The sequence below is a fragment of the Knoellia sp. p5-6-4 genome (genome assembly GCF_029222705.1).
Classification (GTDB): domain Bacteria; phylum Actinomycetota; class Actinomycetes; order Actinomycetales; family Dermatophilaceae; genus Pedococcus_A.
This window is the reverse complement of sequence record NZ_JARGZF010000001.1, coordinates 521,282-543,292: the sequence shown is the minus strand read 5'-3', so window position 1 is coordinate 543,292 and position 22,011 is coordinate 521,282. Positions and strand designations below refer to the sequence as shown.

The 22,011-nt window shown below is 72.6% G+C and carries 19 protein-coding genes and 1 tRNA gene; 13 read left to right on the top strand and 7 right to left on the bottom strand.

The genetic code is table 11. The annotated features are described in order from the left end of the window. Positions 1-36 precede the first annotated feature (36 nt). Positions 37-450, top strand: coding sequence for a DUF4259 domain-containing protein (locus P2F65_RS02590; protein ID WP_275803859.1), 414 nt, complete (start codon positions 37-39; stop codon positions 448-450). A 45-nt stretch (positions 451-495) separates the two neighbouring features. On the opposite strand, the gene lexA is transcribed toward P2F65_RS02590, so the two are convergent. Further along, a complete protein-coding gene (lexA, locus tag P2F65_RS02585) occupies positions 496-1,221 on the bottom strand; it encodes a transcriptional repressor LexA (RefSeq protein ID WP_275803857.1) in 726 nt (241 codons plus the stop codon). A 256-nt stretch (positions 1,222-1,477) separates the two neighbouring features. On the opposite strand from lexA, the gene P2F65_RS02580 reads away from it, so the two are divergent. Then, a complete protein-coding gene (locus P2F65_RS02580; RefSeq protein ID WP_275803855.1) occupies positions 1,478-1,885 on the top strand; it encodes a LysM peptidoglycan-binding domain-containing protein in 408 nt (135 codons plus the stop codon). Between the two features lie 12 nt (positions 1,886-1,897). Here P2F65_RS02580 and P2F65_RS02575 read toward each other — a convergent pair whose 3' ends face one another. Further along, positions 1,898-3,154, bottom strand: coding sequence for a CHAP domain-containing protein (locus P2F65_RS02575; RefSeq protein ID WP_275803853.1), 1,257 nt, complete (start codon positions 3,152-3,154; stop codon positions 1,898-1,900). 263 nt (positions 3,155-3,417) lie between these two features. On the opposite strand from P2F65_RS02575, the gene fdh reads away from it, so the two are divergent. From fdh to P2F65_RS02555, 4 genes are read left to right on the top strand one after another with little or no spacing between them, the layout of a single operon-like run. Beyond that, entirely contained in the window at positions 3,418-6,705 is a 3,288-nt protein-coding gene (gene fdh, locus P2F65_RS02570; protein WP_275803851.1) for a formate dehydrogenase, read from the top strand. Then, on the top strand, positions 6,705-7,754 hold the full coding sequence (locus tag P2F65_RS02565) for a 4Fe-4S dicluster domain-containing protein (RefSeq protein ID WP_275803849.1): 1,050 nt from the start codon (positions 6,705-6,707) through the stop codon (positions 7,752-7,754). Before fdh ends, P2F65_RS02565 begins: the two co-directional genes overlap by 1 nt. Next, on the top strand, positions 7,751-8,821 hold the full coding sequence (gene nrfD / locus P2F65_RS02560; RefSeq protein ID WP_275803847.1) for an NrfD/PsrC family molybdoenzyme membrane anchor subunit: 1,071 nt from the start codon (positions 7,751-7,753) through the stop codon (positions 8,819-8,821). Before P2F65_RS02565 ends, nrfD begins: the two co-directional genes overlap by 4 nt. 26 nt (positions 8,822-8,847) lie before the next feature. Then, on the top strand, positions 8,848-10,227 hold the full coding sequence (locus P2F65_RS02555; protein ID WP_275803845.1) for an OFA family MFS transporter: 1,380 nt from the start codon (positions 8,848-8,850) through the stop codon (positions 10,225-10,227). Here the strand turns inward: P2F65_RS02555 and P2F65_RS02550 are convergent. Together P2F65_RS02550 and selD are read right to left on the bottom strand one after the other, a co-directional pair. After that, entirely contained in the window at positions 10,109-10,597 is a 489-nt protein-coding gene (locus tag P2F65_RS02550; protein ID WP_275803844.1) for a rhodanese-like domain-containing protein, read from the bottom strand. The two genes, P2F65_RS02555 and P2F65_RS02550, sit on opposite strands and share 119 nt — an antisense overlap. A 9-nt stretch (positions 10,598-10,606) precedes the next feature. Beyond that, on the bottom strand, positions 10,607-11,602 hold the full coding sequence (gene selD, locus P2F65_RS02545) for a selenide, water dikinase SelD (RefSeq protein ID WP_275807224.1): 996 nt from the start codon (positions 11,600-11,602) through the stop codon (positions 10,607-10,609). Positions 11,603-11,793: 191 nt separating this feature from the next. Between selD and P2F65_RS02540 the strand changes: the two genes are divergently transcribed. The 3 genes from P2F65_RS02540 to selB all read left to right on the top strand — a co-directional run bounded on the left by P2F65_RS02540 (position 11,794) and on the right by selB (position 15,001). Then, a tRNA-Sec gene (locus tag P2F65_RS02540) sits at positions 11,794-11,889 on the top strand. A gap of 34 nt (positions 11,890-11,923) precedes the next feature. Beyond that, positions 11,924-13,225 carry an L-seryl-tRNA(Sec) selenium transferase gene (gene selA, locus P2F65_RS02535; protein ID WP_275803842.1) on the top strand — a complete coding sequence of 434 codons (1,302 nt, stop codon included), beginning with the start codon at positions 11,924-11,926 and terminating at the stop codon, positions 13,223-13,225. Positions 13,226-13,228: 3 nt separating this feature from the next. After that, positions 13,229-15,001: a selenocysteine-specific translation elongation factor gene (selB, locus tag P2F65_RS02530; RefSeq protein ID WP_275803840.1), complete on the top strand. Its 1,773-nt coding sequence runs from the start codon at positions 13,229-13,231 to the stop codon at positions 14,999-15,001. A gap of 13 nt (positions 15,002-15,014) precedes the next feature. Here selB and P2F65_RS02525 read toward each other — a convergent pair whose 3' ends face one another. Together P2F65_RS02525 and P2F65_RS02520 are read right to left on the bottom strand one after the other, a co-directional pair. Continuing rightward, positions 15,015-15,779 carry a GntR family transcriptional regulator gene (locus tag P2F65_RS02525; protein WP_275803838.1) on the bottom strand — a complete coding sequence of 255 codons (765 nt, stop codon included), beginning with the start codon at positions 15,777-15,779 and terminating at the stop codon, positions 15,015-15,017. Positions 15,780-15,805: 26 nt separating this feature from the next. Then, positions 15,806-16,699 (bottom strand): sulfite exporter TauE/SafE family protein, encoded by an 894-nt coding sequence (locus P2F65_RS02520; RefSeq protein WP_275803836.1) that lies wholly within the window; start codon positions 16,697-16,699, stop codon positions 15,806-15,808. A gap of 163 nt (positions 16,700-16,862) precedes the next feature. On the opposite strand from P2F65_RS02520, the gene P2F65_RS02515 reads away from it, so the two are divergent. The 3 genes from P2F65_RS02515 (at position 16,863) to P2F65_RS02505 (ending at position 19,762) form a co-directional block, all read left to right on the top strand. Then, a complete protein-coding gene (locus P2F65_RS02515) occupies positions 16,863-17,702 on the top strand; it encodes an MEDS domain-containing protein (RefSeq protein WP_275803834.1) in 840 nt (279 codons plus the stop codon). Next, positions 17,699-18,670, top strand: a complete 972-nt coding sequence (locus tag P2F65_RS02510; protein WP_275803832.1) for an anti-sigma factor RsbA family regulatory protein — start codon at positions 17,699-17,701, stop codon at positions 18,668-18,670. The genes P2F65_RS02515 and P2F65_RS02510 overlap by 4 nt, the downstream gene beginning before the upstream one ends. A 147-nt stretch (positions 18,671-18,817) precedes the next feature. Next, positions 18,818-19,762 (top strand): MEDS domain-containing protein, encoded by a 945-nt coding sequence (locus P2F65_RS02505; protein WP_275803830.1) that lies wholly within the window; start codon positions 18,818-18,820, stop codon positions 19,760-19,762. Positions 19,763-19,776: 14 nt separating this feature from the next. Here the strand turns inward: P2F65_RS02505 and P2F65_RS02500 are convergent, their stop codons facing one another. Beyond that, on the bottom strand, positions 19,777-20,907 hold the full coding sequence (locus P2F65_RS02500) for a winged helix DNA-binding domain-containing protein (protein WP_275803828.1): 1,131 nt from the start codon (positions 20,905-20,907) through the stop codon (positions 19,777-19,779). 203 nt (positions 20,908-21,110) lie between these two features. On the opposite strand from P2F65_RS02500, the gene P2F65_RS02495 reads away from it, so the two are divergent. Next, positions 21,111-22,001, top strand: a complete 891-nt coding sequence (locus tag P2F65_RS02495; protein WP_275803826.1) for an LLM class flavin-dependent oxidoreductase — start codon at positions 21,111-21,113, stop codon at positions 21,999-22,001. The last annotated feature ends 10 nt before the right edge of the window (positions 22,002-22,011 follow it).

The window sequence follows — 22,011 nt, the reverse complement described above, 5'->3', positions numbered from 1 at the left end:
GTGGGACCGGCGAGCAGGTGACGATGGGGTGGTGTCATGGCACGCGTCCGAACCGGACCGTTCGAGAACGACGACGCACTCGACTTCCTGGACGACCTCGAGGAGACCGAGCCCGAGGGGCGGCCGGCCAAGGTGCGGGGGGCCCTGCGCCGCGTCGTCGCGACGGAGGACTACATCGACGCGCCCGTGATGGCGGAGGCCGTCGCCGCGGCCGCGGTGGTGGCCGGCAGCGAGGACCCCGACTCGGTCGTGGGGGAGCGCTACCTGCCGCCCTGGCTCGACAACGACCCCCTCGAGGTCGACGAGGAGCTCGAGGAGCTCGCGGCCCAGGCCCTCCACCGGGCGCTGCGGCCCGACGAGAACGAGTGGTGGGAGCTGTGGGAGGAGGCCGAGGCCACCGACGACGTCACCGAGGTGGTGAGCCGGTACCTCGACGTCTTCGGCGACTGACTTCGACCGAGGACGTCGGTCGCCGACCGACGGCGACCGACGACGTCAGACGCGCCGCAGGACGGCCGTCACCTTGCCGAGCACCGTGGCGTGGTCGCCGTCGATCGGCTCGAAGGCCGGGTTGTGGGGCAGCAGCCACACCTTCCCGTCCTTGCGCTTGAACGTCTTGACGGTGGCTTCGTTGTCGAGCATGGCCGCGACGATGTCGCCGTTGTCGGCAGTGGGCTGCTGGCGCACGACCACCCAGTCGCCGTCGCAGATGGCGGCATCGACCATCGAGTCACCGACCACCTTGAGCAGGAACAGCTGGCCCTCGCCGACGATCTGCTTCGGCAGCGGGAAGACGTCCTCGACCGACTCCTCGGCGGTGATCGGCACACCGGCCGCGATCTGCCCCAGCACCGGCACGTAGGAGGCCTCCGGGCGCTGGTCGTTGATGCCGGTCTCGTCGTAGCCGGCGTCGACGTCGTCGGAGGCCGCCCCGCCGCGGTAGCCGCGCATGTCGGCCGGCGCGTCGGGGGAGACGACCTCGATGGCACGCGGTCGGTTGGGGTCGCGGCGCAGGAAGCCCTTGCGCTCCAGGGTGGCCAGCTGGTGGGCCACGGAGCTCGGGCTGGTGAGCCCCACCGCCTCCCCGATCTCGCGCAGGCTGGGCGGGTAGCCGCGGCGGTCCACCGAGTTGCGGATGACCTCGAGGACGCGGCGCTGTCGCACCGTGAGGCCGTCGCCACGGTCTCGCTCGGGCAGCTCCTTGACGTTGTCGTCGCTCATGCCGCTCCTCGTTTCTGCAGGTCAGGTGCCGTGCCGGGGCTGTCAGCCGGTCGGCGGGGGTGGGCTGTCGGTGGCCTCTGATGTGCTTCGAGGCATGGGCACAGCGTATGGAGTTCGAACACAGTTGCCAAACATGTGTTCGACGCGTGTCTTGAACCGTTCGAACATGCGTGCTAGAAATCGTACAAGCGTTCTATCGAACACCCGTTCGGAGAGCAGGGCCCCGCAGGCGCGGGGCCGGGAGAGGGGAATGACCATGAGTGCAGCTGTCGCCTGGGATCTGGGGGCCACGCCGACCCGCGTGCCGACCCGTCCTGCCCGTCCGCGCCTGGTCCTCGTCCCCACCGGCGACGCGGTCCCGGCTCCGCTCACGCGGGGGCTTCGCCTGACCCGGGCTGGCCGACTGGTCATCACCCTCACGGTCGCGGCCGTCCTGCTCGCCGTCACCGCGCTGGTGGTGGCCGGCTCCGCCGGTGGCGCGTCGGCGCCCGTCGCCGACCACGCCGTCACCGTCGTCGAGGGCCAGACCCTCTCGGAGGTCGCCGCGCGCGAGCTGCCCGCCCTCCCGGTCCACGAGGCGGTCGCGCAGCTGCAGCTGGCGAACAACCTGCCGAGCACGCAGGTGCACGCCGGCCAGGTCCTCGTCGTCCCCGCCCTGGGCTGAGCCGGACCCGCCTCAGAGCGTGGTCTTGGCGGCGATGTGGCTCCACTTGACCGGCGTCCTCGTGCCCGCCATGTCGATGGCCACCTGGTCGACGATGGTCGTCGGCTTCACGCCCCCCACCTGCGCCCACGAAGAGACGAAGTGGGCCACCCCTGACTTCATGTAGTAGACCCGTCCGGTGCTCCGGCCCTTGATGTAGGCGCCGTCGCGAGGCTTGTGCATCAGATGGTTCCACTTCGTGCCCGAGCCAGCCCGGTCGATGGCGACCTGGTCCACCACGAGCGCGGGTGCCCAGCCACCGATGTTCGCCCAGGCTGAGACGAAGACCGGGGCGCCGCCCGCCACACGGTAGACCTCGCCGCGCTGGGCGCCCTTCAGGAACGTGCCCTCTGCGGGAGTTGCTCGCAGGTGGTTCCAGCGACCCCCGGTGCCGGCGCTGTCGATGGCCACCTGGTCCACGGTCGTGTAGGGCTTGCTCCCGCCGAAGGCGGTCCATGTCGAGACGAAGACGGGGGCGCCACCGGCCACGCGGTACACCTCGCCGCGCTGGGCGCCCCGGAGGAACGTGCCGTCCGCGGGATAGCGGGGAAGAGAGGCGAGCGAGGTGCTGCTGACCAGGTGTGTCGGCTTGCTCCCGCCGAAAGCGGTCCACGTCGAGACGAAGACGGGGGCCTTGCCCACCAGGCGGTAGACCTCGTTGGTCTCCCGCACCCGCACGAAGGTGCCGGGCATGGGTGGCTGGTACGTAGTGTCCTTGAAGTGGATGAAGTTGCTCGGCCAGTTGCGGTCGCCCTTGGGGATGCGCCAGCGGTAGGACCCGCCGCTCCACGAGGAGTCCGAGATGGTGATGTGGGAGGAGGTGACCTCCTCGACGTACCCGACGTGGCCGTAGGACGGGGCGTAGACGCTGCCGTAGTTCCACTGGGCGACCGCGCCCGTCCGAGGTGTCGTGTCCACCCCGAAGCCGCGGTTCCTGGCGTTGACCGCCCAGCTGCCGGCGTTGCCGAGCCCGCTCTGCTGCGCCACGCCGTTGCGCGCGAGGCGGTGGGCCACGTAGTTCGTGCAGTTGTTGCCGGTGCTGCTGACCGGGTAGCCCCAGACCGACTTCCCGGTGTAGCCGGAGAAGGTGACGCAGCCGATCGAGGAGGTCTTGCACTCGTAGACGATCGTGCCGGCGCCTGCGGCGGTGCTCGAGGCGCCGAGCGCTGCGGTGCCGAGCAGGAGGGCTGCGGCAAGGCGCGAGGACAGGCGGAGCAGGCGTGTGCGCATGACTTCCCGGGGGTAGGGGACGGTCTCGGCATGCGGTGAGAAAGCACCACGCCACGACCAGGGCCTGGAACAGAGTGCCTGATCCGGACGTGCCTGTACGACAAATGGGTGAATACCACCCCTGTAGTTCCCCCTCCTTGCGAAAGGCCGTGGGGGTGCACCCGGCCGGAACGGCCGAGCCACAGCAGCACCATCGGTCCGGATCCCGCTCGGATCGCGGGCTCTGACGGGCGGGGCTATGGTGCGGGCAAAGGAGGCGGGTGATGGACGCGAAGAAGACCTTCCTGTCGTGGCCGGTGCTGCGGCAGTTCCGCAGTGGGGACTTCCTGGGCCGCGGCCCGGCGGTCACCTCGGAACGCACGCGAACCCTCGAGCCGCGGACCAGGACCGCCGACCGGGTCGTGCAGAGCGTGTGCCCGTACTGCGCCGTCGGCTGCGGCCAGCGGGTCTTCGTCAAGGACGAGAAGGTCGTCCAGATCGAGGGCGACCCTGACTCGCCCGTCTCGCGAGGACGCCTGTGCCCCAAGGGCTCTGCGAGTGAGCAGCTCGTCAACAGCCCCGGCCGCCAGACGAAGGTGCTCTACCGGCGCCCGTACGGTACGCAGTGGGAGCGGCTGGACCGCGAGACGGCCATCGACATGATCGCCGACCGGTTCGTGCAGAGCCGGCGCAACGGATGGCAGGACCTCGACGACCAGGGCCGGCGGCTCCGGCGCACCATGGCGATCGCGGCCCTCGGAGGAGCGACCCTCGACAACGAGGAGAACTACCTCATCAAGAAGCTGTTCACCGCCGCGGGAGCGATCCAGATCGAGAACCAGGCGCGTATTTGACACTCCGCCACGGTTCCCAGTTTGGGATCCTCGTTCGGGCGCGGTGGCGCGACCCAGTATGAGCAGGACCTGGCCAACGCCGACTGCATCGTCATCCAGGGCTCCAACATGGCCGAGTGTCACCCGGTGGGCTACCAGTGGGTGACCGAGGCAAGGCTCAAGGGCGCCAAGGTCATCCACATCGACCCCCGCTTCACGCGCACGTCGGCGACGGCTGACAAGCACATCCCGATCCGCGCGGGAAGCGACGTGGTGTTCCTCGGGGCGCTGATCAACCACATCCTCAGCAACGACCTGTACTTCAAGGAGTACGTCGTCGCCTACACCAACGCCGCGACGATCATCAACGAGGACTTCCAGGACACCGAGGACCTCGACGGCCTGTTCTCCGGGTACGACGCCGACAAGGGCTCCTACGACCTGACCACCTGGGCCTACGCCACCGAGAGTGACGGTGACGGCAAGATCGAGGCCCCAGGCACCGAGCAGGGCGAGGCCAAGGAGGCGACTGCCGACGGCCACCGGATGGGTGCAGCCGGTCCGCCACTCGAGCACGCCCGGGTGCTGCGCGACGAGACGCTGCAGGACCCTCGCACCGTCTTCCAGATACTCAAGCGGCACTACGCGCGCTACACGCCCGAGATGGTTGCCGACACCTGCGGCATCTCGGTCGACGACTTCCACTACGTCGCCAAGGCGGTCACCGAGAACAGCGGTCGTGAGCGCACGACGGCGTTCGTCTACGCCGTCGGCTGGACGCAGCACACCCTCGGCGCCCAGTTCATCCGGACGGCCGCGATCATCCAGCTGCTGCTCGGCAACATGGGACGCCCCGGCGGCGGCATCATGGCGATGCGCGGCCACGCCAGCATCCAGGGCTCGACGGACATCCCGACGCTCTACAACATCCTGCCCGGCTACCTCGCCATGCCCGTCGCGGGTCGGCACGACACCTTCCGCGAGTACATCAACGCGATCGGCAGCAAGGAGCAGAAGGGCTTCTGGGCCAACGCCGACGCGTATGCGGTGAGCCTGCTCAAGGCGTGGTGGGGCGACGCCGCGAGGGCCGACAACGACTGGGCGTTCGACTACCTGCCCCGGCTGACCGGTGCCCACGGCACCTACCAGACGACGATGGACATGCTCGACGACAAGGTCGAGGGGTACTTCCTGCTCGGGCAGAACCCGGCGGTCGGCTCCGCCCACGGCCGCATGCAGCGGTTGGCGCTGGCCCACCTGAAGTGGCTGGTGGTCCGCGACCTCAACATGATCGAGTCGGCCACGTTCTGGCAGGACAGCCCCGAGATCGCCACCGGCGAGCTCGAGACCGAGAAGATCGGCACCGAGGTCTTCTTCCTGCCACCCGCGTCGCACGTCGAGAAGGCAGGCACCTTCACGCAGACCCACCGGATGCTGCAGTGGCGGCACAAGGCCGTGAACCCGCCGGGGGAGTGCCAGAGCGAGCTGGAGTTCTTCTACGAGCTGGGCAGGAAGATCCGTGAGCGCCTGGCCGACTCCACCGACGAGCGCGACCGGCCCCTGCTCGACCTCACGTGGGACTACCCTCTCGACGAGGACGGCGAGATCGACAGCGAGGCCGTGCTGCGCGAGATCAACGGCTACCACCTGGCCGGCGAGAAGCAGGGCCGGCTGCTCGACCTCTTCACCGAGATGAAGGCCGACGGCAGCACCAGCGGCGGCTGCTGGATCTACACCGGCGTCTACGCCGGCGGGATCAACCGCAGCGCGAACCGCAAGCCGGGACGCGAGCAGAGCCAGGTCGCTCCCGACTGGGGCTGGGCCTGGCCGGCCAACCGGCGGATCCTCTACAACCGCGCCTCGGCCGACCCCGAGGGTCGGCCGTGGAGCGAGCGCAAGAAGTACGTCTGGTGGGACGAGGAGCAGCAGAAGTGGGTGGGCGACGACGTCCCCGACTTCCCGGCGACCAAGGCGCCGAGCTACCGGCCCGAGCGCGGTGTCGGCGGCCCCGAGGGCATCGCCGGTGACGACCCGTTCATCATGCAGCCCGACGGCAAGGGCTGGCTGTTCGCGCCCAAGGGCATGCTCGACGGACCGCTGCCCACGCACTACGAGCCGCAGGAGTCGCCGGTGGACAACCCGCTCTACCGGCAGCAGTCCAACCCGGCGCGAAAGGTGTTCCCGCGCAAGGACAACCTGTGGAGCCCGTCGGCGGGAGCCCCGGGCAGCGACGTCTACCCGTACGTGTTCACGACCTACCGCCTCACCGAGCACCACACCGCCGGTGGCATGAGCCGCTGGCTGCCCTACCTCGCCGAGCTCCAGCCCGAGCTCTTCTGCGAGGTCTCGCCGGAGCTGGCGGCCGAGCGCGGCTTGGAGAACGGCGGTTGGGCGACCATCGTCTCGGCGCGCACCGCCATCGAGGCCCGGGTGCTGGTCACTGAGCGCATGACGCCGATGGTCATCGGTGGCAGGACGATCCACCAGATCGGCCTCCCCTACCACTGGGGCGTCGGTCGTGACGCGGTCGTGTCCGGCGACGCCGTCAATGACCTGCTCGGAGTGGCGCTCGACCCCAACGTGCAGATCCAGGAGTCGAAGGTGGGCTCCTGCGACATCCAGCCGGGCCGCCGTCCGCACGGCGAGGAGCTGCTGCGGCTGGTCCACGAGTACCAGTCACGGGCCGGCGTCACGGTGACCACGTCGAACGAGCTGATGACCCGCGAGGACGGACACTGATGGGCTACCTGGACCGCCAGCTCTCGGGGCCGACCGACCCCATCGCCGACGCGGCGTGGGAGGAACCGCGCACGCGCAAGGGCTTCTTCACCGACACCTCCATCTGCATCGGCTGCAAGGCCTGCGAGGTGGCGTGCAAGGAGTGGAACGCCATCCCGCAGGACGGTGAGCTCAACCTGCTCGGGTCGTCATACGACAACACCGGCTCGCTGGGCGCGAGCACGTGGCGGCATGTCGCCTTCATCGAGCAGACCTCCGAGCGCATCGAGGAGGCGCGCGCCTCCGGTGGTCGGCTGGTGGACCTCGGTATGCCGGTGGTGCGGCCGAGCGAGCCCGCGTCGCCGAGCGTCGAGGCTGGGAACGGCCCGTCGCCCGCGGCGGCGGGCATGGACTCCGCCCCGCCGGGCATGGACGCCGCGGCGGTGGCCCAGGCCCAGGCGGCGGCGGCCACCGGCACCATCCCGGACTTCCGCTGGCTGATGGCCTCCGACGTGTGCAAGCACTGCACCCATGCCGGCTGCCTCGACGTCTGCCCGACCGGTGCCCTGTTCCGCACCGAGTTCGGCACCGTCGTCGTGCAACCAGACGTGTGCAACGGGTGCGGCTACTGCGTCGCGGCATGCCCGTTCGGCGTCATCGACCGGCGCGAGGGCGACAAGACCGTCACCAACCACGGCAACGCGCAGAAGTGCACGCTCTGCTACGACCGCCTGCGCGACGACCAGATGCCCGCGTGCGCCCAGGCCTGTCCGACGACCTCCATCAAGTTCGGCGACCTCGACGAGATGGTTGCGACGGCCCAGCAGCGCGTGGAGACGTTGCGGGACAACGGCTACACCGAGGCACGGCTCTACGGCGCCAACGCCAACGACGGGGTGGGAGGCACAGGGTCGGTGTTCCTGCTCCTCGACGAGCCCGAGGTCTACGGCCTGCCGCCGGACCCGCGCGTGCCCACCGCCGACCTGCCCGACATGTTCCGCAAGGCCGGCCTCGCTGGGCTCACCATGCTGGCGATGGCTGCCGCCTCCTTCCTGGGGAGACGCCGATGACGACGAACCCGTTCGACGCCGACCGCCCGCCCGAGCCTGCCCGCCGCGGCCGGCGCCGGCGCAACGGGGGTGGGCAGGGAGGCCGCCGCGACGAGTCGCTGATGGTGCCGGACGTCGAGTTCGACAGCTACTACGGACGCAACATCGTCAAGGCGCCGCCGTGGAAGCACGAGATCCCGACCTACCTGTTCCTCGGCGGCCTCGCGGCCGGCTCGGGGCTGGTCGGCGCAGGCGGATCCGCACGCAACCTGCCCGCCCTGCGCCGTGGCGGGCGGATCGCCGCCCTGGCCGCGGTGGCCCTCGGCGGGGGCGCCCTGGCGAAGGACCTCGGGCGGCCGGAGCGCGCGCTCAACATGATGCGCACGGTGAAGCTGACCTCGCCGATGTCGGTCGGCTCGTGGATCCTCAGCGCGTTCGGGGCGTTCGCCGGAGTCGCCGCCGCAGCGGAGGTGGGCCGCGAGCTGCCCGACCAGGACGGGTTCCTCGCCAAGGCCCTTCGTGTCGCCGACCCGCCCGCAGCCATCGGCTCGGCGCTCTTCGCGCCGCCGCTCGCGGCATACACGGCGGTGCTGCTCTCCGACACGGCAGCTCCCACGTGGCGCGAGTCCTACAAGCACCTGCCCTTCGTCTTCGTCGGCTCCGCGAACGCGGCGGCTGCCGGCCTGGCCCTGCTCGTGAGCCCCACCGACCAGAACGGCCCGGTGCGCAAGATGGCCCTGACCGGGGCCGCTCTCGAGCTCGGCGCCTTCGAGCTGATGCGCCGTGAGATGCACCCGGTCGTGGCCGAGCCGCTGCACGAGGGGGAGGCCGGCAGGAAGCTGCGCATGGCCGAGATGCTCACCGGCGCAGGCGCCCTCGGCGCGGTTCTCTTCGGGCGCAACCGCCTGGCGGCCGGACTGAGCGGGATCGCCCTCATGGCCGGGTCCGCCCTGACCCGGTTCGGCGTGTTCGAAGCGGGTATGGAGTCCACGAAGGACCCGAAGTACACCGTGCAGCCGCAGCGCGAGCGGCTGGAGCAGAGACGAGCCGATGGCGTCACCGACGACTCCATCACCACCATCCGGTAGCCACCGGACGTCCAGGGAGGTATGCCGTGAGTGAGAGGCCCAGTGCCGCAACAGCGTCCGCGCGGGAGACCGCAGGTGGGGGAACGCCCAACCGGTGGGTCATCCTCGTCGCCGCCGTCCTGGTGCAGCTCGCCATCGGGGCTGTCTACGCCTGGAGCGTCTTCGCCAAGGCGATGCAGAGCGAGGAGGGTTTCGGCTGGAGCAAGGCGCAGTCCGCGGTGCCCTTCACGGTCGTCATCGGGATGATCTTCGTGGGCAGCTACATCGGCGGGCGGATCCAGGACCGCAAGGGGCCACGGATGGTGGCCCTGGTCGGTGGCGTGGTCTACAGCATCGGCGTCATCCTCGCCTCGTTCGCCGACGCCGACCGCTTCTGGCTCCTTGTGCTCGGCTACGGCGTCCTCGGCGGCTTCGGCCTCGGGATGGTCTACATCGTGCCGATCGCCATGCTGCAGAAGTGGTTCCCGGACAAGCCCGGCCTCATCACCGGCATCGCGGTCGCCGGTTTCGGCTTCGGTGCGGTCATCACCGCCCCGCTGGGTCAGCAGCTCATCGACAACACCCCTGACCTGCCGACGAAGGCGTTCCTGCCGCTGGGCATCGGCTACCTCGTGGCCATCCTCGCCGGGGCGGTCTTCTTCCAGAACCCGCCCAAGGGCTACCTCCCGCCCGGCATGGCCGCGCCGGCCGCCGCCTCGGGGCAGGCCACGAACGTGACCGGGACCGGCCGGGACTACACCCAGCAGGAGGCGCTGCGCACCCCGCAGTGGTACCTGCTGACGGCGATCCTCACGCTCAGCGTCACCGCCGGCATCTCCCTCATCGCCGTCGCTGCCGGCAGCGCCGTCGACATCGCCGGCTACTCCACGCTGGGGGCCGCCAGCCTCGTCGGCGTCCTGTCCATCTTCAACGGCGCCGGCCGGATCCTGTGGGGCTGGCTCTCCGACAGGATCGGCAAGATGCCGGCGTTCATGGGGATCCTCGGCATCCAGGGCGTCTGCCTGATCCTCATCCCGCACGCCGGTAATGCCGCCCTGTTCGCCGTGCTCGCCGCGCTGATCTACACCTGTTACGGCGGCGGCTTCGGCACCATGCCGTCGACGGCAGGCAAGTTCTTCGGGGTCACCAACGCCGGCGCGATCTACGGCCTGATGCTCATCGGCTGGAGCCTCGGAGGCATCATCGGGCCGCTGCTGATCGCGTCGCTGATCGGCGAGGAGAAGGCCTACACCCTGGGCTTCACCGTCATCGGCGTCATCGCCCTCGCCGCCCTGGCGCTGCCGCTCATCACGAAGCGCCCGGATCCGCTCGGTCCGGCTGCGCCGCGGGAGGCCGCCGGTCAGCGGGAGGCCGGTCAGCGGGAGGTCGGTCAGCGGGAGCATGCCGAGGGGGCCGGTCGCTCCTGAGCAGGGGGAGGCCGGCTGCCTCCCAGGCCTCGACACCACCGACCATGTCGGTGGCGTTGGGCAGGCCGACCGCCTGCAGCGAGGCGGCGGCCAGGCTCGAGCTGAAACCCTGGCTGCACACCACGACGACCACCTGGTCGGGCCCGGTCAGCTCGGGCACCCGCCACACCCCCTCGGGGTCCAGGCGCCACTCGAGCACGGTGCGCTCGACGACGACGGCACCGGGCAGCTCGCCCTGGTGCAGGCGCTGGGACTCCGGGCGGGTGTCGACGAGCAGGGCGCCGGCGGCCTGGGCGGCCAGCACCTCGGTGGGGGTGAGCCGGTGCAGGCCTGCGCGGGCCCTTTCGAGGATCCGGTCGACGCCGCTCATGGCACGCCGTCACCGCACCCGGACGGACACCCCGTCGAAGGGGACGAACTCCCCGATGACGGGGGCGCCGGGCACCTCCCCGGCAAGCAGGAGGCCGCCGCTGGTCTGCGCGTCGGCGAGCAGGACCAGCTCATCGTCGTCGACCTCGGCCTCGAGGTGCGGTCGCACCCAGTCGAGGTTGCGCTTGCTGCCGCCGGGGACGAAGCCCTCCGCCAGCGACGCGCGCGCGCCTTCGAGGTAGGGAACGGCCGCGGCGTCCACGACGGCGGTCACCCCGGAGGCCCGCGCCATCTTGAACAGGTGGCCGAGCAGTCCGAACCCGGTCACGTCCGTCGCCGCCGTGATCCCTGCAGCGAGCGCCGCCTGCGAGGCCTCGGCGTTGAGCCGGGCCATGGAGGCGACCGCGTGGTCGAAGACCTCGCCGGTGGCCTTGTGCCGGTTGTTCAGCACGCCGACGCCCAGCGGCTTGGTCAGGCTGATCGGCAGCCCGGCGGTCGCGGCGTCGTTGCGCAGGAGGCGCTCCGGGTCGGCGAGGCCGGTGACCGCCATGCCGTACTTGGGCTCGGGGTCGTCGACACTGTGGCCGCCGGCCACCGGGCAGCCGGCGTCGCGGGCGACGTCGAGCCCGCCGCGCAGCACCTCCTGCGCGAGCTCGCGGGGGAGGACGTCGCGGGGCCAGCCGAGCAGGTTGACCGCGACGACGGGTCGCCCGCCCATGGCGTAGATGTCGGAGAGGGCGTTGGCCGCGGCGATGCGCCCCCAGTCGTAGGCGTCGTCGACCACCGGGGTGAAGAAGTCGGCAGTGGCGAGCACGGCCAGGCCGTCCTCGATGCGCACCGCAGCGGCGTCGTCGCCGTCGTCGAGACCGACGACGAGGTCGGGGTGGCTGGTGCCGACCAGGCCACGCACCATGTCCTCGAGCTCGCCCGGGGGGATCTTGCACGCGCACCCGCCCCCGTGTGCGAACTGCGTCAGCCGGTGCCCGCTGCCCTGTCCACTGCTCATGGTGCCCACGCCGTGACTGTATGCCGCGCGCGCGGCGACGGCACGCGGCATACCTCCCCACCCCGCTGGCCGTTTATCGGGTCACCCGATAGACGGCCGCTTCACCCCGGGTGCCACCTCGGGTGAAGCGGACCTTTCTCGGGTCGCCCGATAAAGGTGCGGGCACGGGGGAGTCGGTTACGGTGTGCCGCGGAGGTGTCTGGGTTCCTGGTGGTCCCCCCGGTCTTCAAAACCGGTGAGGCCGAGCATCTCGGTCTGGCGGGTTCGATTCCCGTCCACCTCCGCCAACCGTCCAAGCCGGTGTCCGGAGGTGAGTGGCCGATGTCGCAGTCCGACCCACGCCGGCGCATCCCGCGCACTGACGCGCTGCTGGCCCTGCCGGCCTTCGTGGAGGCGGCCCACCGCCACGGTGAGGCCGCGGTGAAGGGCGCGATCACGGCTGCCCAGGAGCAGGCGCGAGCCGGGGCGATCTCGCCGGAGGACGTCGCTGCGGCCGCCGAGGCGGCCCTGCCGGCCCGGGCCACCACCCTGCGCCCCCTGCTCAACGCCACCGGGGTCGTGGTGCACACCAACATCGGCCGGGCGCCGTTGTCCCAGGCGGCGATCGACGCCATGGCCGCGGCCGCGGGCTACGTCGACGTCGAGTTCGACGTGGCGACGGGAGCCCGGGCCCGGCGTGGTCGGGGGACGCTGGCCGCCCTCCTCGAGGCCGTCCCCGACGCGGGAGGCGCCCTCGTGGTCAACAACGGGGCAGCGGCGCTCGTGCTCGCGACCACGGCGCTCGCGGCCGGCCGCGAGGTCGTCGTCAGCCGCGGCGAGATGGTCGAGATCGGCGACGGGTTCCGGCTGCCCGACCTCATCGCCTCCACCGGGGCCCGCCTGCGCGAGGTGGGCACCACCAACCGCACGACCGTGCGCGACTACGCCGAGGCGCTCGGGCCCGACACCGGCTGCATCCTCAAGGTGCACCCCAGCAACTTCCGGGTCGAGGGGTTCACGTCCGAGGCCTCGCTCGAGGAGCTCTCCGGACTCGGCGTGCCCGTCGTCATGGACATCGGCAGCGGCCTGCTCCATCCCGACCCGCTGCTGCCCGCCGAGCCCGACGCCACGACGTCGTTGCGTCGCGGGGCCACGGTGGTCACCGCGAGCGGGGACAAGCTGCTCGGCGGCCCGCAGGCCGGGCTGGTCCTCGGGGACGCCGAGACGGTGGAACAGCTGCGGCGTCACCCGCTGGCTCGGGCGCTGCGGGTCGACAAGCTCACGCTCGCCGCGCTGGAGGCGACGGTGCGTGGCCCGCGGCCGCCGGTCACGGCATACCTGCATGCCGACGCGAGCGAGGTGCGCCGGCGCACCGAGGCGCTCGCCCGCGAGCTCGGCCGTGACGTCGTCGAGGTGGCCGGGGCCGTCGGGGGCGGGGGAGCGCCGGGGCTGGAGCTGCCCGGCTGCGCCGTCGAGCTGCCCGACTGGTGTGCCGAGCTGCTGCGTAGTGGCGAGCCCGGTGTGGTGGCTCGGGTCGAGCGTGGCCGCTGCCTCCTCGACCTGCGGTGCGTCCCGAGCGAGTCCGACGGGGACGTGCTCGGGGCGGTTCGCGCTGCCCTTGCCGTCGGTGGCACGAGGGGCTGAGGCGTGCACGTCCTCGCCACGGCCGGTCACGTCGACCACGGGAAGTCGGCACTGGTGCGCGCCCTCACCGGCATCGAGCCGGACCGGTGGGAGGAGGAGCACCGCCGCGGGCTCACCATCGACCTCGGCTACGCCTGGACCACGCTGCCGTCCGGCGAGCAGGTCGCCTTCGTCGACGTGCCGGGCCACCAGCGGTTCATCGGCAACATGCTCGCCGGGCTCGGCCCGGCCCCCGCCGTCGTCTTCGTCGTCGCCGCCGACGAGGGCTGGCGCCAGCAGTCGGGCGAGCACCTGGCGGCGGTCGACGCGCTCGGCCTGCGGCACGGCCTGCTGGTCGTCACCCGCAGCGACCTCGCCGACCCTGCCGCAACCCTCGCCGACGCGCGTGAGCGGCTCGCGGCCTCCAGCCTGGGGCACTGTGCGGCGGTCGCCGTCTCCGCGCGGACCGGCGAGGGTATGCCGCAGCTGCGCGCAGCCCTCGACCGCCTCGTCGCCTCCATGCCCGCACCCGACCCGACCGCGCGGGTGCGGCTGTGGGTCGACCGTGCCTTCTCCATCAAGGGCAGCGGCACCGTCGTCACGGGCACCCTGGGTGAGGGCACCATCCGGGTGGGCGACGAGCTCGAGGTCGACGGCCGGAGGGTGCGCGTCCGCGGCCTGCAGTCCCTCGAGCGGCCGCGCGAGTCCGTCGCCCCGGTGGCGCGCGTGGCGGTGAACCTGCGCGGCGTCGGCACCGACGAGGTCGCCCGCGGTTCGGTGCTCGTCGCGTCCGGCGCCTGGCCGACCACGGCCGTCGTCGACGTCAGGCTGGGCACCGACCCGCGTGACCTGCCGGCCAGGGCGATGCTCCACGTCGGCACGGCCGCCCACGAGGTGCGCGTGCGACCGCTGGCAGGGGATGTCGCCCGGCTGACGCTGCCGGTGGCACTGCCGCTGCGGGCCGGTGACCGCGCCATCCTGCGAGACCCCGGCGCCCAGCGGGTGGTGGCAGGGGTTCTGGTGGTCGACGCCGACCCGCCACCGCTGGCCCGGCGCGGCGCCGGCGCACGCCGGGGTGAGGAGCTGGCCGCGGCGACTGGAGAGCTCGATCTCGCCCGCGAGGTGGCCCGGCGAGGCGCGATGGCGGTGTCGGCGGCGGGGAGCCTGGGCCTGGCTGTGCCCGGAGACGGCGCCGAACTGCCGGAATCCGTTGTGCGAGAGCGTGACTGGCTCGTCGATCGGCGCACGTGGCAGGGCTGGGCGCGGGCCCTGCGGACGGCGGTGCAAGCACAGGCCGCGGCCGACCCGCTCGATCCGACCCTGACCGTCGAGGCTGCCCGCGAGGCCGTGCAGGTCCCGGACCGTGCCCTGGTCGGGCCCCTCGCGGTGGAGGCGGGCCTGCAGGTCGAGGCGGGGCGGGTGCGGATCCCCGGGGTGTCGGCCTCGCTGGGTGGGGCGGAGGAGGGGCTTCGGCGCATCGAGGAGCGGCTCTCCGCCGACCCGTTCGCGGCCCCGGAGCGCCCGGACCTCGAGGCGGCGGGCCTCGGGCCGCGGCAGGTCGCGGCGGCGGTGCGCGCCGGTCGGCTGCTGCGCCTGCCGGACGACGTGCTGCTGCTGCCCTCCGGGCCGGCACGGGCGATGCGGGTGCTGGCCGGGCTGCCCCAGCCCTTCACCCTCAGCGAGGCTCGCCAGGCGCTCGGCACGACGAGGCGGGTGGCCGTGCCGCTGCTCGAGCACCTCGACGGTCGTGGCTGGACGCGACGGGTCGACGCCTCCCACCGGGAGGTCGTGCGCTGAGCCGGGGGCCCGCCTAGAGGTCGCGCGCGCCGAGCCGGTATCCCCGCGGCGTCCAGGAGGTCAGCAGGGCGTAGCGGTCCCCGCGGACGAGGGAGCGGCGGTACTCCAGCGGGGGCTCGTCCTCGACCTGGCCCACCCGCTCGATGGCGAAGCAGGGCGCCCCCTCGTCGACGCCGAGGAGCGGGCCGAGGCGTCCGGCCGCGACGGCGGTGATGCGCTCCCACCCGCCGGTCGGCCGGGTGCCGGCGACCCGGGCCAGCTCGTCGTACAGGCCGGCCCGGGTGAAGTCGACCTCGAGGAGCCCGCCGGCCACGGACGCGGGGAGCCACACCTCGTCGTGGGCCAGCGGCTCCCCGTCGGCGAGCCGGACCCGCTCGAGGTGGACGAGCTGCTCGTCGGCGGAGCGCTCGAGGCGCGCTGCGACGTCCGGGTCGGTGGTGAGCTCGAGGGTCAGCACCTCGCTGCGCTGCTCGAGGCCCTGGGCCTCGACCTGCCGGAAGAGCGAGTAGAGGCCGCCGAGCGGCTGCTCGATGGCGTCGGAGCGCACCCGGGTGCTGCGGCCCCGACCGGAATCGATGAGACCGGCCTCGCGGATCCGGCGCAGGGCCTCCCGGACGGTGTGGCGCGAGACGGAGTACTCCCGCTGCAGCTCGACCTCGCCGGGGAAGCCGAGCTCGAAGTCCCCGGCGGCCAGCCGGCGCAGGAGGTCCTGGTGCAGCTGGCGCCAGAGGGGGACGCCGCTCGCGCGGTCGAGCTGTGCGGTGTGCATCGTGCCCATCGTCCCTCCCCTGGAGCCTGTGGTCGTCAGCGGCCGGCGGGGACCTCGGCCGGCTCCACTGCCTCGACGCGTCGTCCGATCCGCTGTCCGGCGAGGCCGAGACCGAGGACGAGGGCCGCAGCACCGGCGGCGATGCCGACCTTGCCGATGACGGGCAGCGGCTCCCACAAGCTCTCGGGGAGCTCCTGGACGAGGATGAACGCCGCCATCGCGAGGACGAACCAGCCGAAGGCCTTGCGCAGCTGCTCGGGCTTGATCATGCCCGTCATCCGTCCGCCGATGAGGCTGCCCACCACCGCGGCGGCGGTGACCATGGCGGCCAGGCCCCAGTCGAGCTCGACCGAGGAGAGGTAGCCGGCGAGCCCGGCGGCGGACTTCATGGCGATCACGAGCAGCGAGGTGCCCACGGCCACCGGCATGCTGAGGCCGCCGAGCAGGGTCAGGGCGGGCACGACGAGGAAGCCGCCGCCAGCGCCCACGATGCCGGTGACGAGGCCGACGACCACGCCCTCGAGGAGGACCTTGCCGACGGGCATGGTGTCGTGGACGCCGAGCTTCTCGCCGCCGCGGCGACCGCGCAGCATGGCGACGGCCGTGGCGATCATCATGAGCGCGAAGCCGCCGAGCAGGACGCCCCCGGGGATGAACTCGGCGAGCCGGCCGCCGGCATACGCGCCGGCCATGCCGGCCGCACCGAAGAGCAGGCCCGTGCGCCACTGGACCCGGCCGGCGCGGGCGTGGGACACGGCCGCCACAGCGCTGGTCGCGCCGACGACCAGCAGGGAGGTGGCGATGGCCTCCTTGGTCTCCATGCCGGCGATGTAGACGAGGATCGGCAGGGTGAGGATCGAGCCACCGCCGCCGAGGAGGCCGAGCGAGATGCCGACGAGGACGGCGAGGAGGACGACGAGGGCGGTCATGGTGCTCTTCCGTGTCGGGGATACCCCAGGGGGTGTGTCGCTCCGACGGTAGCACAAAGGTCCGGACAATTACTGGGGGATGGAGAGCAGCCCTGACGTCACGAGACGGGCCGAGGGCGCGCGTGCTGATGCCGAAGCGGCCCGGCGTCCGTACCCTGAGGTGGTGACCGAGCTGCGCGCCCTCGACCGGGCCGTCGGCCTCGCCCCGGGGGACCACGTCTCCTGGGCCTACGACGACCTCGACGGACTGCGGGCGGCCTGTGTCGACACCTTCACCGAGGGTGCCGCCCGGGGCGAGCAGCTCATCTACATCGGTGACCGGAACCACGGCGACCTGCACGACGACCTCGCGGGCCTCGAGGGCCGCGACGCACTGCTCGAGACGGGACGCCTGCGGATCCACAGCATCGCCGAGCTCTACCGGGCGACAGGTGCGTTCGACCCGCAGACGCAGGTGGAGACCTTCCGGGCCGAGGCACACCGAGCGGTCCGCGAGGGCTACACCGGGCTGCGGGTCGTCGGCGACGTCACCGACATCGTCACCAACCCCGGGCTGCACGCGGCGTTCGTCGACTACGAGCTCGCGCTGGAGTCGATGTATGCCGAGACGCCGGTGCTCGGCATCTGTGCCATCGACCGCGGCCGGGTGGGCGACCGGTGGCGTGAGGTCAGCTGCCTGCACCGCATCCAGCACGTCGCCGGCGGCCAGCCGACCTTCGCCCTCACCTTCGCCGATGGCGTGGTGCGCCTCTTCGGCGAGCTCGACGCTGGGTCGGTCGACGAGCTGGGCCGGCTGCTCGACGCCGTGCTGACCACCAGCACCGGCGGGCTCGAGGTGAGCCTGCGGGGGCTCGACTTCATCGACGTGGCCGCGACCCGGGTGCTGGCGGGAGCCCACCAGACCCTGGGATGCGGTGGCCGCCAGATGGTGCTGCGCGACGTGAAGCGGTCGGCCGTCCTGCCGCTGCAGGCCTTCAACCTCCTCGGGGGTGAGGGGCAGTGAGCGCGAGGACGGTCGGCGGGTGGACCGGTGAGGCGTTCGCCCACGAGGCGTTCCTCTACGACGGGGCCGGCGAGGTGCTCGAGCGGGTCGTCCCCTTCGTCGAGGAGGGCCTCGAGCGGGAGGAGGCGACCATCGTGGTGGCCAGCCCGCTCGTGCGTGATGCGCTGGCCGCACGGCTGGGTTCGGCCGTCGAGGAGCTGGCGGTCTTCGCCGACTCGGCGGCCTTCTGGCAGGGCAGCGGACAACAGACCCTGGCGGCCTACCACGAGAGCATGCGGCCGCTGCTGGAGGCGGGCCGGCCGTGGCGTCTGGTGGGGGAGCCCACCTGGCTCACGGCGCGCGGCGGCGAGGCGTGGAGCCGGTTCGAGGCCGTCGCCAACGACGCGTTCGCGGCCTACCCCTACTACAGCCTGTGCCTGCACGACCGCACCCGCGTCCCGGACCACCTGGTCGAGAACCAGCTCCGGGCCCACCCGCTCGTCTGGGACGGCTCCGACGTCGTCGCGTCGCCGCACTACGAGCCCACAGAGGCCTTCCTGCGGTCCGTGGAGCCTGCGTGGACGGCCCGGCCCGAGCACGTGGACCGCACCGACGTCACGGACTGTGCGGCAGCACGCCGCTTCGTGCGGGAGCGCATCGGCGGTTCAGCCGCGGAACGGGCGGACGACGTGGCCCTCGCGGTGAGCGAGCTCGTGGCCAACGCGCTGCGGGCGGCCGGCCGGGCGGAGGTGAGCACCTGGGCCGACGACGGCACGCAGGTGTGGGAGGTGGCGGACTCCGGGCCCGGCTTGCACAACGCCTCAGCCGGCTACGCGCCACCGTCCCTGGACCTCGACGGGGGCCGTGGGCTGTGGCTGGCTCGGAGCCTGGCCGACGAGGTGCAGGTGCGGCCCCACGGCCCCGGGACAGCGATCCGGCTCTCCTTCGCCACCTCCAAGGTCGCGGAACGACAGGTCGTCGGCGTCTGAGGTCACGGGGCACCGCGCGTCGCTGACAATTGGTGCACATCGCACGAGGACATCTGTCGCAGCACCACCTAGACTCCGTCGAAGGCGCTGCCCGGGGGGCGCTCACAGCACAGGGAGCAGGCAGAGCACGAAGGGGGCGGGTGCGCTATGACGGCGGCCACCAGTGCCTCTGCCTGGTCCGGCGACCGGCTTGCCCACGCACTGCTGCCGTATGCCGGCGACGACGAGCTGCGCGACCGGCTCCTGCCCTTCGTGGAGGCGGGGCTCCGGGCGGACCAGCCGGTGCTCGTGGTCGCCGGGACCCGGACGAGGTCGGTGCTGCTGGACCACTTCGGTGCGGGCGTCAAGGACTTCGCGCTCTTCGTCAACGCCGACGACGTGTGGGTCGGCGGGTCGCAGACCATGGGGTGGTACCGCGACGTCCTGCGACCCCTCCTGGGGACCGGCCGGCCGTGCCGCGTGGTGGCCGAGCCCACCTGGATGGCCCACCCCTGGGGTGCGGTCTGGAGCCGCTACGACGCGGTGGTCAACGAGGTCTTCGCCGACCACCCCTGCCAGATCCTCTGCCTGCACGACCGCCGCAGCGTCCCCCCATCGCTGCTGGAGGAGGGGTTGTGCGTGCACCCGCTGGTGTGGGACGGCACACAGGCCCTGGCCTCCCCGTCCTACGTCCCGACCGAGGAGTTCCTGCGCAGGGTCGAGCCGTCGTGGGGGCCTGCGCCCCAGCGCCGGGAGCGCCACACGGTGACCGCAGCCGCGCAGGCCCGGGCGCTGGTCTCGTCGGCCCTGTCCGGCTGGGCCCCCGAAGGGCTGCAGGACGACGTGCTGCTGGCGGTCAACGAGCTGGTGTCCAACGCCGTGCGTGCCGCCGGTGCCGCCGAGGTCAGCCACTGGCGCGACGGGGTGGCCATGGTGTGGGAGGTCAGCGACGACGGCCCCGGCATGCACCAGACCACCGCCGGCTACGTGCCACCCCCGGCCGAGGAGCTGGGCGGTCGCGGCCTCTGGATGGCCCGAACGTTGGCCGACGACGCCGTGGTGCGACCGCACGGGCCCGGCACGGCCATCCGGCTCTTCTTCTCACACCGGTGAGCCCCCGGGGGGGCTCACCGGGAGGCGGGCTGTCCCCGGCCCTCCCGCCACAGCCTCGGCCGACCCTCGGCCTCGGTGTAGACCAGCTCGCGTTCGAGGAAGGCTGCCAGCCGCTCGGCCGCCGACCGCACCAGGGCGCGCTGCTCGGCGGTGGTCGCCGGCGCCAGCCGGGTCTCGACGGCGACGGTGCCGTTGCCGACCGTGCGCTTCCACAGGCCGACGTCCGTGCCGTCGACGACCACCGGCGCCCAGAACGGGTCGACCCCGCCGGGGCTCGGGTGTCCGTCCAGGGCCGGGAAGCCGGTGGCCGGGTAGGTGAGCGCCACCTCGTCGTAGACGGGCAGGAGGTATGCCGCGCGCCCGCCCTTGGTGCGGCGCGGCACCGCGGGGTCGAACCAGTGCGGGACACCGTCGACGTCCACCTGCTCCAGGGTGTCGCCGGCCGCCGCGATGGCGGTGGTCGCGTCGGCGATGGTCAGCGTGGCCCACCGGGTGAAGTCCTTGACGCCGGCCGGGCCGTGGCCGGCGAAGAAGCGTCGCGCCAGCAGGGCCAGTGCCTCCTCGCGCTCCACCTCGGCCTGCGGGGGCACGACCTCGTCGACGAGCGCGTAGGTGTGGTGCACCCCGCGCATCGGGCCGGAGCAGACCAGCCCCCTCAGCTCGGCGAGCAGGAGCAGGTGGCCGAGCTGCTCGCCCCTGGCGGGCAGGCCGCCCCGGCGCTCGAACTCGGCGGTGACCTCCGGGCGGGTGGCGAAGTGGCGGCCGGACAGGAGCTCGGTGAGCGCGTCGAGCGACCGTCCCACGTGGCGCGAGTCGTCGAGCCCCACCTGGGCGTGCCGGCCGGCCATGCTCCTGATCACCCGCTCCGAGGTCGCCGTCAGCACCCAGCGCAGGTCCTCGGGCAGCACGAAGTGCCAGGTCGGCCGCAGGAGGTGGGTGCGCAGGAAGGCGCCGCTGTCGTACTCCGCCCGCACCGCGGCATACGTCGCAGCCCTCGACCTCAGGGCGAGGGAGAAGAACGCGTGGTCGCGCTCCTGCGACTGCACGCAGGTGAGCAGACGCACGACGTCGGCGGCCCGGGGCAGCGGCGCCGAGCTGAGGCGCTGGGTGGCCAGCCGCTGGCGGAGCGCCCTCGTGCGGTCCATGCCACCCATGATGTCGGAGGGCACCGACACCCACGGGTGGCACGCCGGGTTGCCAACGGGCCAGGGGCCGGCGGCACGGTGGTCGGGACAGCCGAGCGCGGTGTCCCTCTCCGCGCCTGCTCAGGCTATGGAGGGAATGCTGTGGAGGCGAGGGGTCGTTGGACCCCAACGTCCTGGATGGACGACGACAGGGAGGTGGACACGTGGGCGACTACGGGCACGACCTGCTGTTCGGCAGCTTCATCACGCCGACCGCCGGGCAGCCGCAGCAGGCGGTGCTGCTCGCGCAGGCCAGCGAGCAGGCGGGTCTCGACCTCGCGACGTTCCAGGACCACCCCTACCAGCCGGCGTTCCTCGACACCTGGACGTTGATGTCGTATGCCGCGGCCCGCACCTCGCGAATCCGCCTGTCCGCCAACGTCATCAACCTTCCGCTGCGCCCCCCGGCGGTGCTCGCCCGGGCCGCCGCGAGCCTCGACCTGCTGAGCGGCGGCCGGGTCGACCTCGCCCTGGGCGCCGGTGCGTTCTGGGACGCCATCGAGGCCATGGGCGGCACGCGGCACACCCCGGGCGAGGCGGTGGAGGCGCTGGCGGAGGCGATCGAGGTCATCCGCGCCGTGTGGGACACCGGGACGCGTGGGGGAGTGCGGGTCGAGGGCCGCCACCACCGGGTGGTGGGCGCCAAGCGGGGCCCCGCGCCGGCCCACGACATCCCCATCTGGGTCGGGGCGCTCAGGCCGCGCATGCTCCGACTGGTGGGTCGGCGCGCGGATGGCTGGCTGCCCAGCCTGTCGCGCCTCGACGGGGTGGCGGCGATCGGCACGGCCAACGCCGTGATCGACGAGGCCGCCACCGCCGCGGGCCGCGACCCGGCGGCGGTGCGACGACTGCTCAACATCGGGCCCCGAGAGGCGGACCCAGGCTTCCTGTCCGAGCTCGCGCTGGGCTACGGCGTGTCGGCGTTCATCCTGGCCGGCGACGACCCGCGGATGGTCCGACGGTTCGGCGAGGAGGTGGCGCCCGAGGTGCGCGAGCTGGTCGAGGCGGAGCGCAGGCGCCCCGGGGGGAGAGCTGACCGCTCACCGCAGCCGTGAACAAGCTGGT

What these genes read in the sequence shown, in the direction of transcription:
- P2F65_RS02505 (WP_275803830.1), top strand. Translation starts at nt 18,818, where the DNA reads ATGACGGCGGCCACCAGTGCCTCTGCCTGGTCCGGCGACCGGCTTGCC.
- selA (WP_275803842.1), top strand. Translation starts at nt 11,924, where the DNA reads ATGTCGCAGTCCGACCCACGCCGGCGCATCCCGCGCACTGACGCGCTG.
- selD (WP_275807224.1), bottom strand. Translation starts at nt 11,602, where the DNA reads ATGAGCAGTGGACAGGGCAGCGGGCACCGGCTGACGCAGTTCGCACAC.
- nrfD (WP_275803847.1), top strand. Translation starts at nt 7,751, where the DNA reads ATGACGACGAACCCGTTCGACGCCGACCGCCCGCCCGAGCCTGCCCGC.
- P2F65_RS02500 (WP_275803828.1), bottom strand. Translation starts at nt 20,907, where the DNA reads ATGGACCGCACGAGGGCGCTCCGCCAGCGGCTGGCCACCCAGCGCCTC.
- P2F65_RS02550 (WP_275803844.1), bottom strand. Translation starts at nt 10,597, where the DNA reads ATGAGCGGCGTCGACCGGATCCTCGAAAGGGCCCGCGCAGGCCTGCAC.
- P2F65_RS02590 (WP_275803859.1), top strand. Translation starts at nt 37, where the DNA reads ATGGCACGCGTCCGAACCGGACCGTTCGAGAACGACGACGCACTCGAC.
- P2F65_RS02575 (WP_275803853.1), bottom strand. Translation starts at nt 3,154, where the DNA reads ATGCGCACACGCCTGCTCCGCCTGTCCTCGCGCCTTGCCGCAGCCCTC.
- P2F65_RS02520 (WP_275803836.1), bottom strand. Translation starts at nt 16,699, where the DNA reads ATGACCGCCCTCGTCGTCCTCCTCGCCGTCCTCGTCGGCATCTCGCTC.
- P2F65_RS02525 (WP_275803838.1), bottom strand. Translation starts at nt 15,779, where the DNA reads ATGGGCACGATGCACACCGCACAGCTCGACCGCGCGAGCGGCGTCCCC.
- P2F65_RS02580 (WP_275803855.1), top strand. Translation starts at nt 1,478, where the DNA reads ATGAGTGCAGCTGTCGCCTGGGATCTGGGGGCCACGCCGACCCGCGTG.
- P2F65_RS02565 (WP_275803849.1), top strand. Translation starts at nt 6,705, where the DNA reads ATGGGCTACCTGGACCGCCAGCTCTCGGGGCCGACCGACCCCATCGCC.
- lexA (WP_275803857.1), bottom strand. Translation starts at nt 1,221, where the DNA reads ATGAGCGACGACAACGTCAAGGAGCTGCCCGAGCGAGACCGTGGCGAC.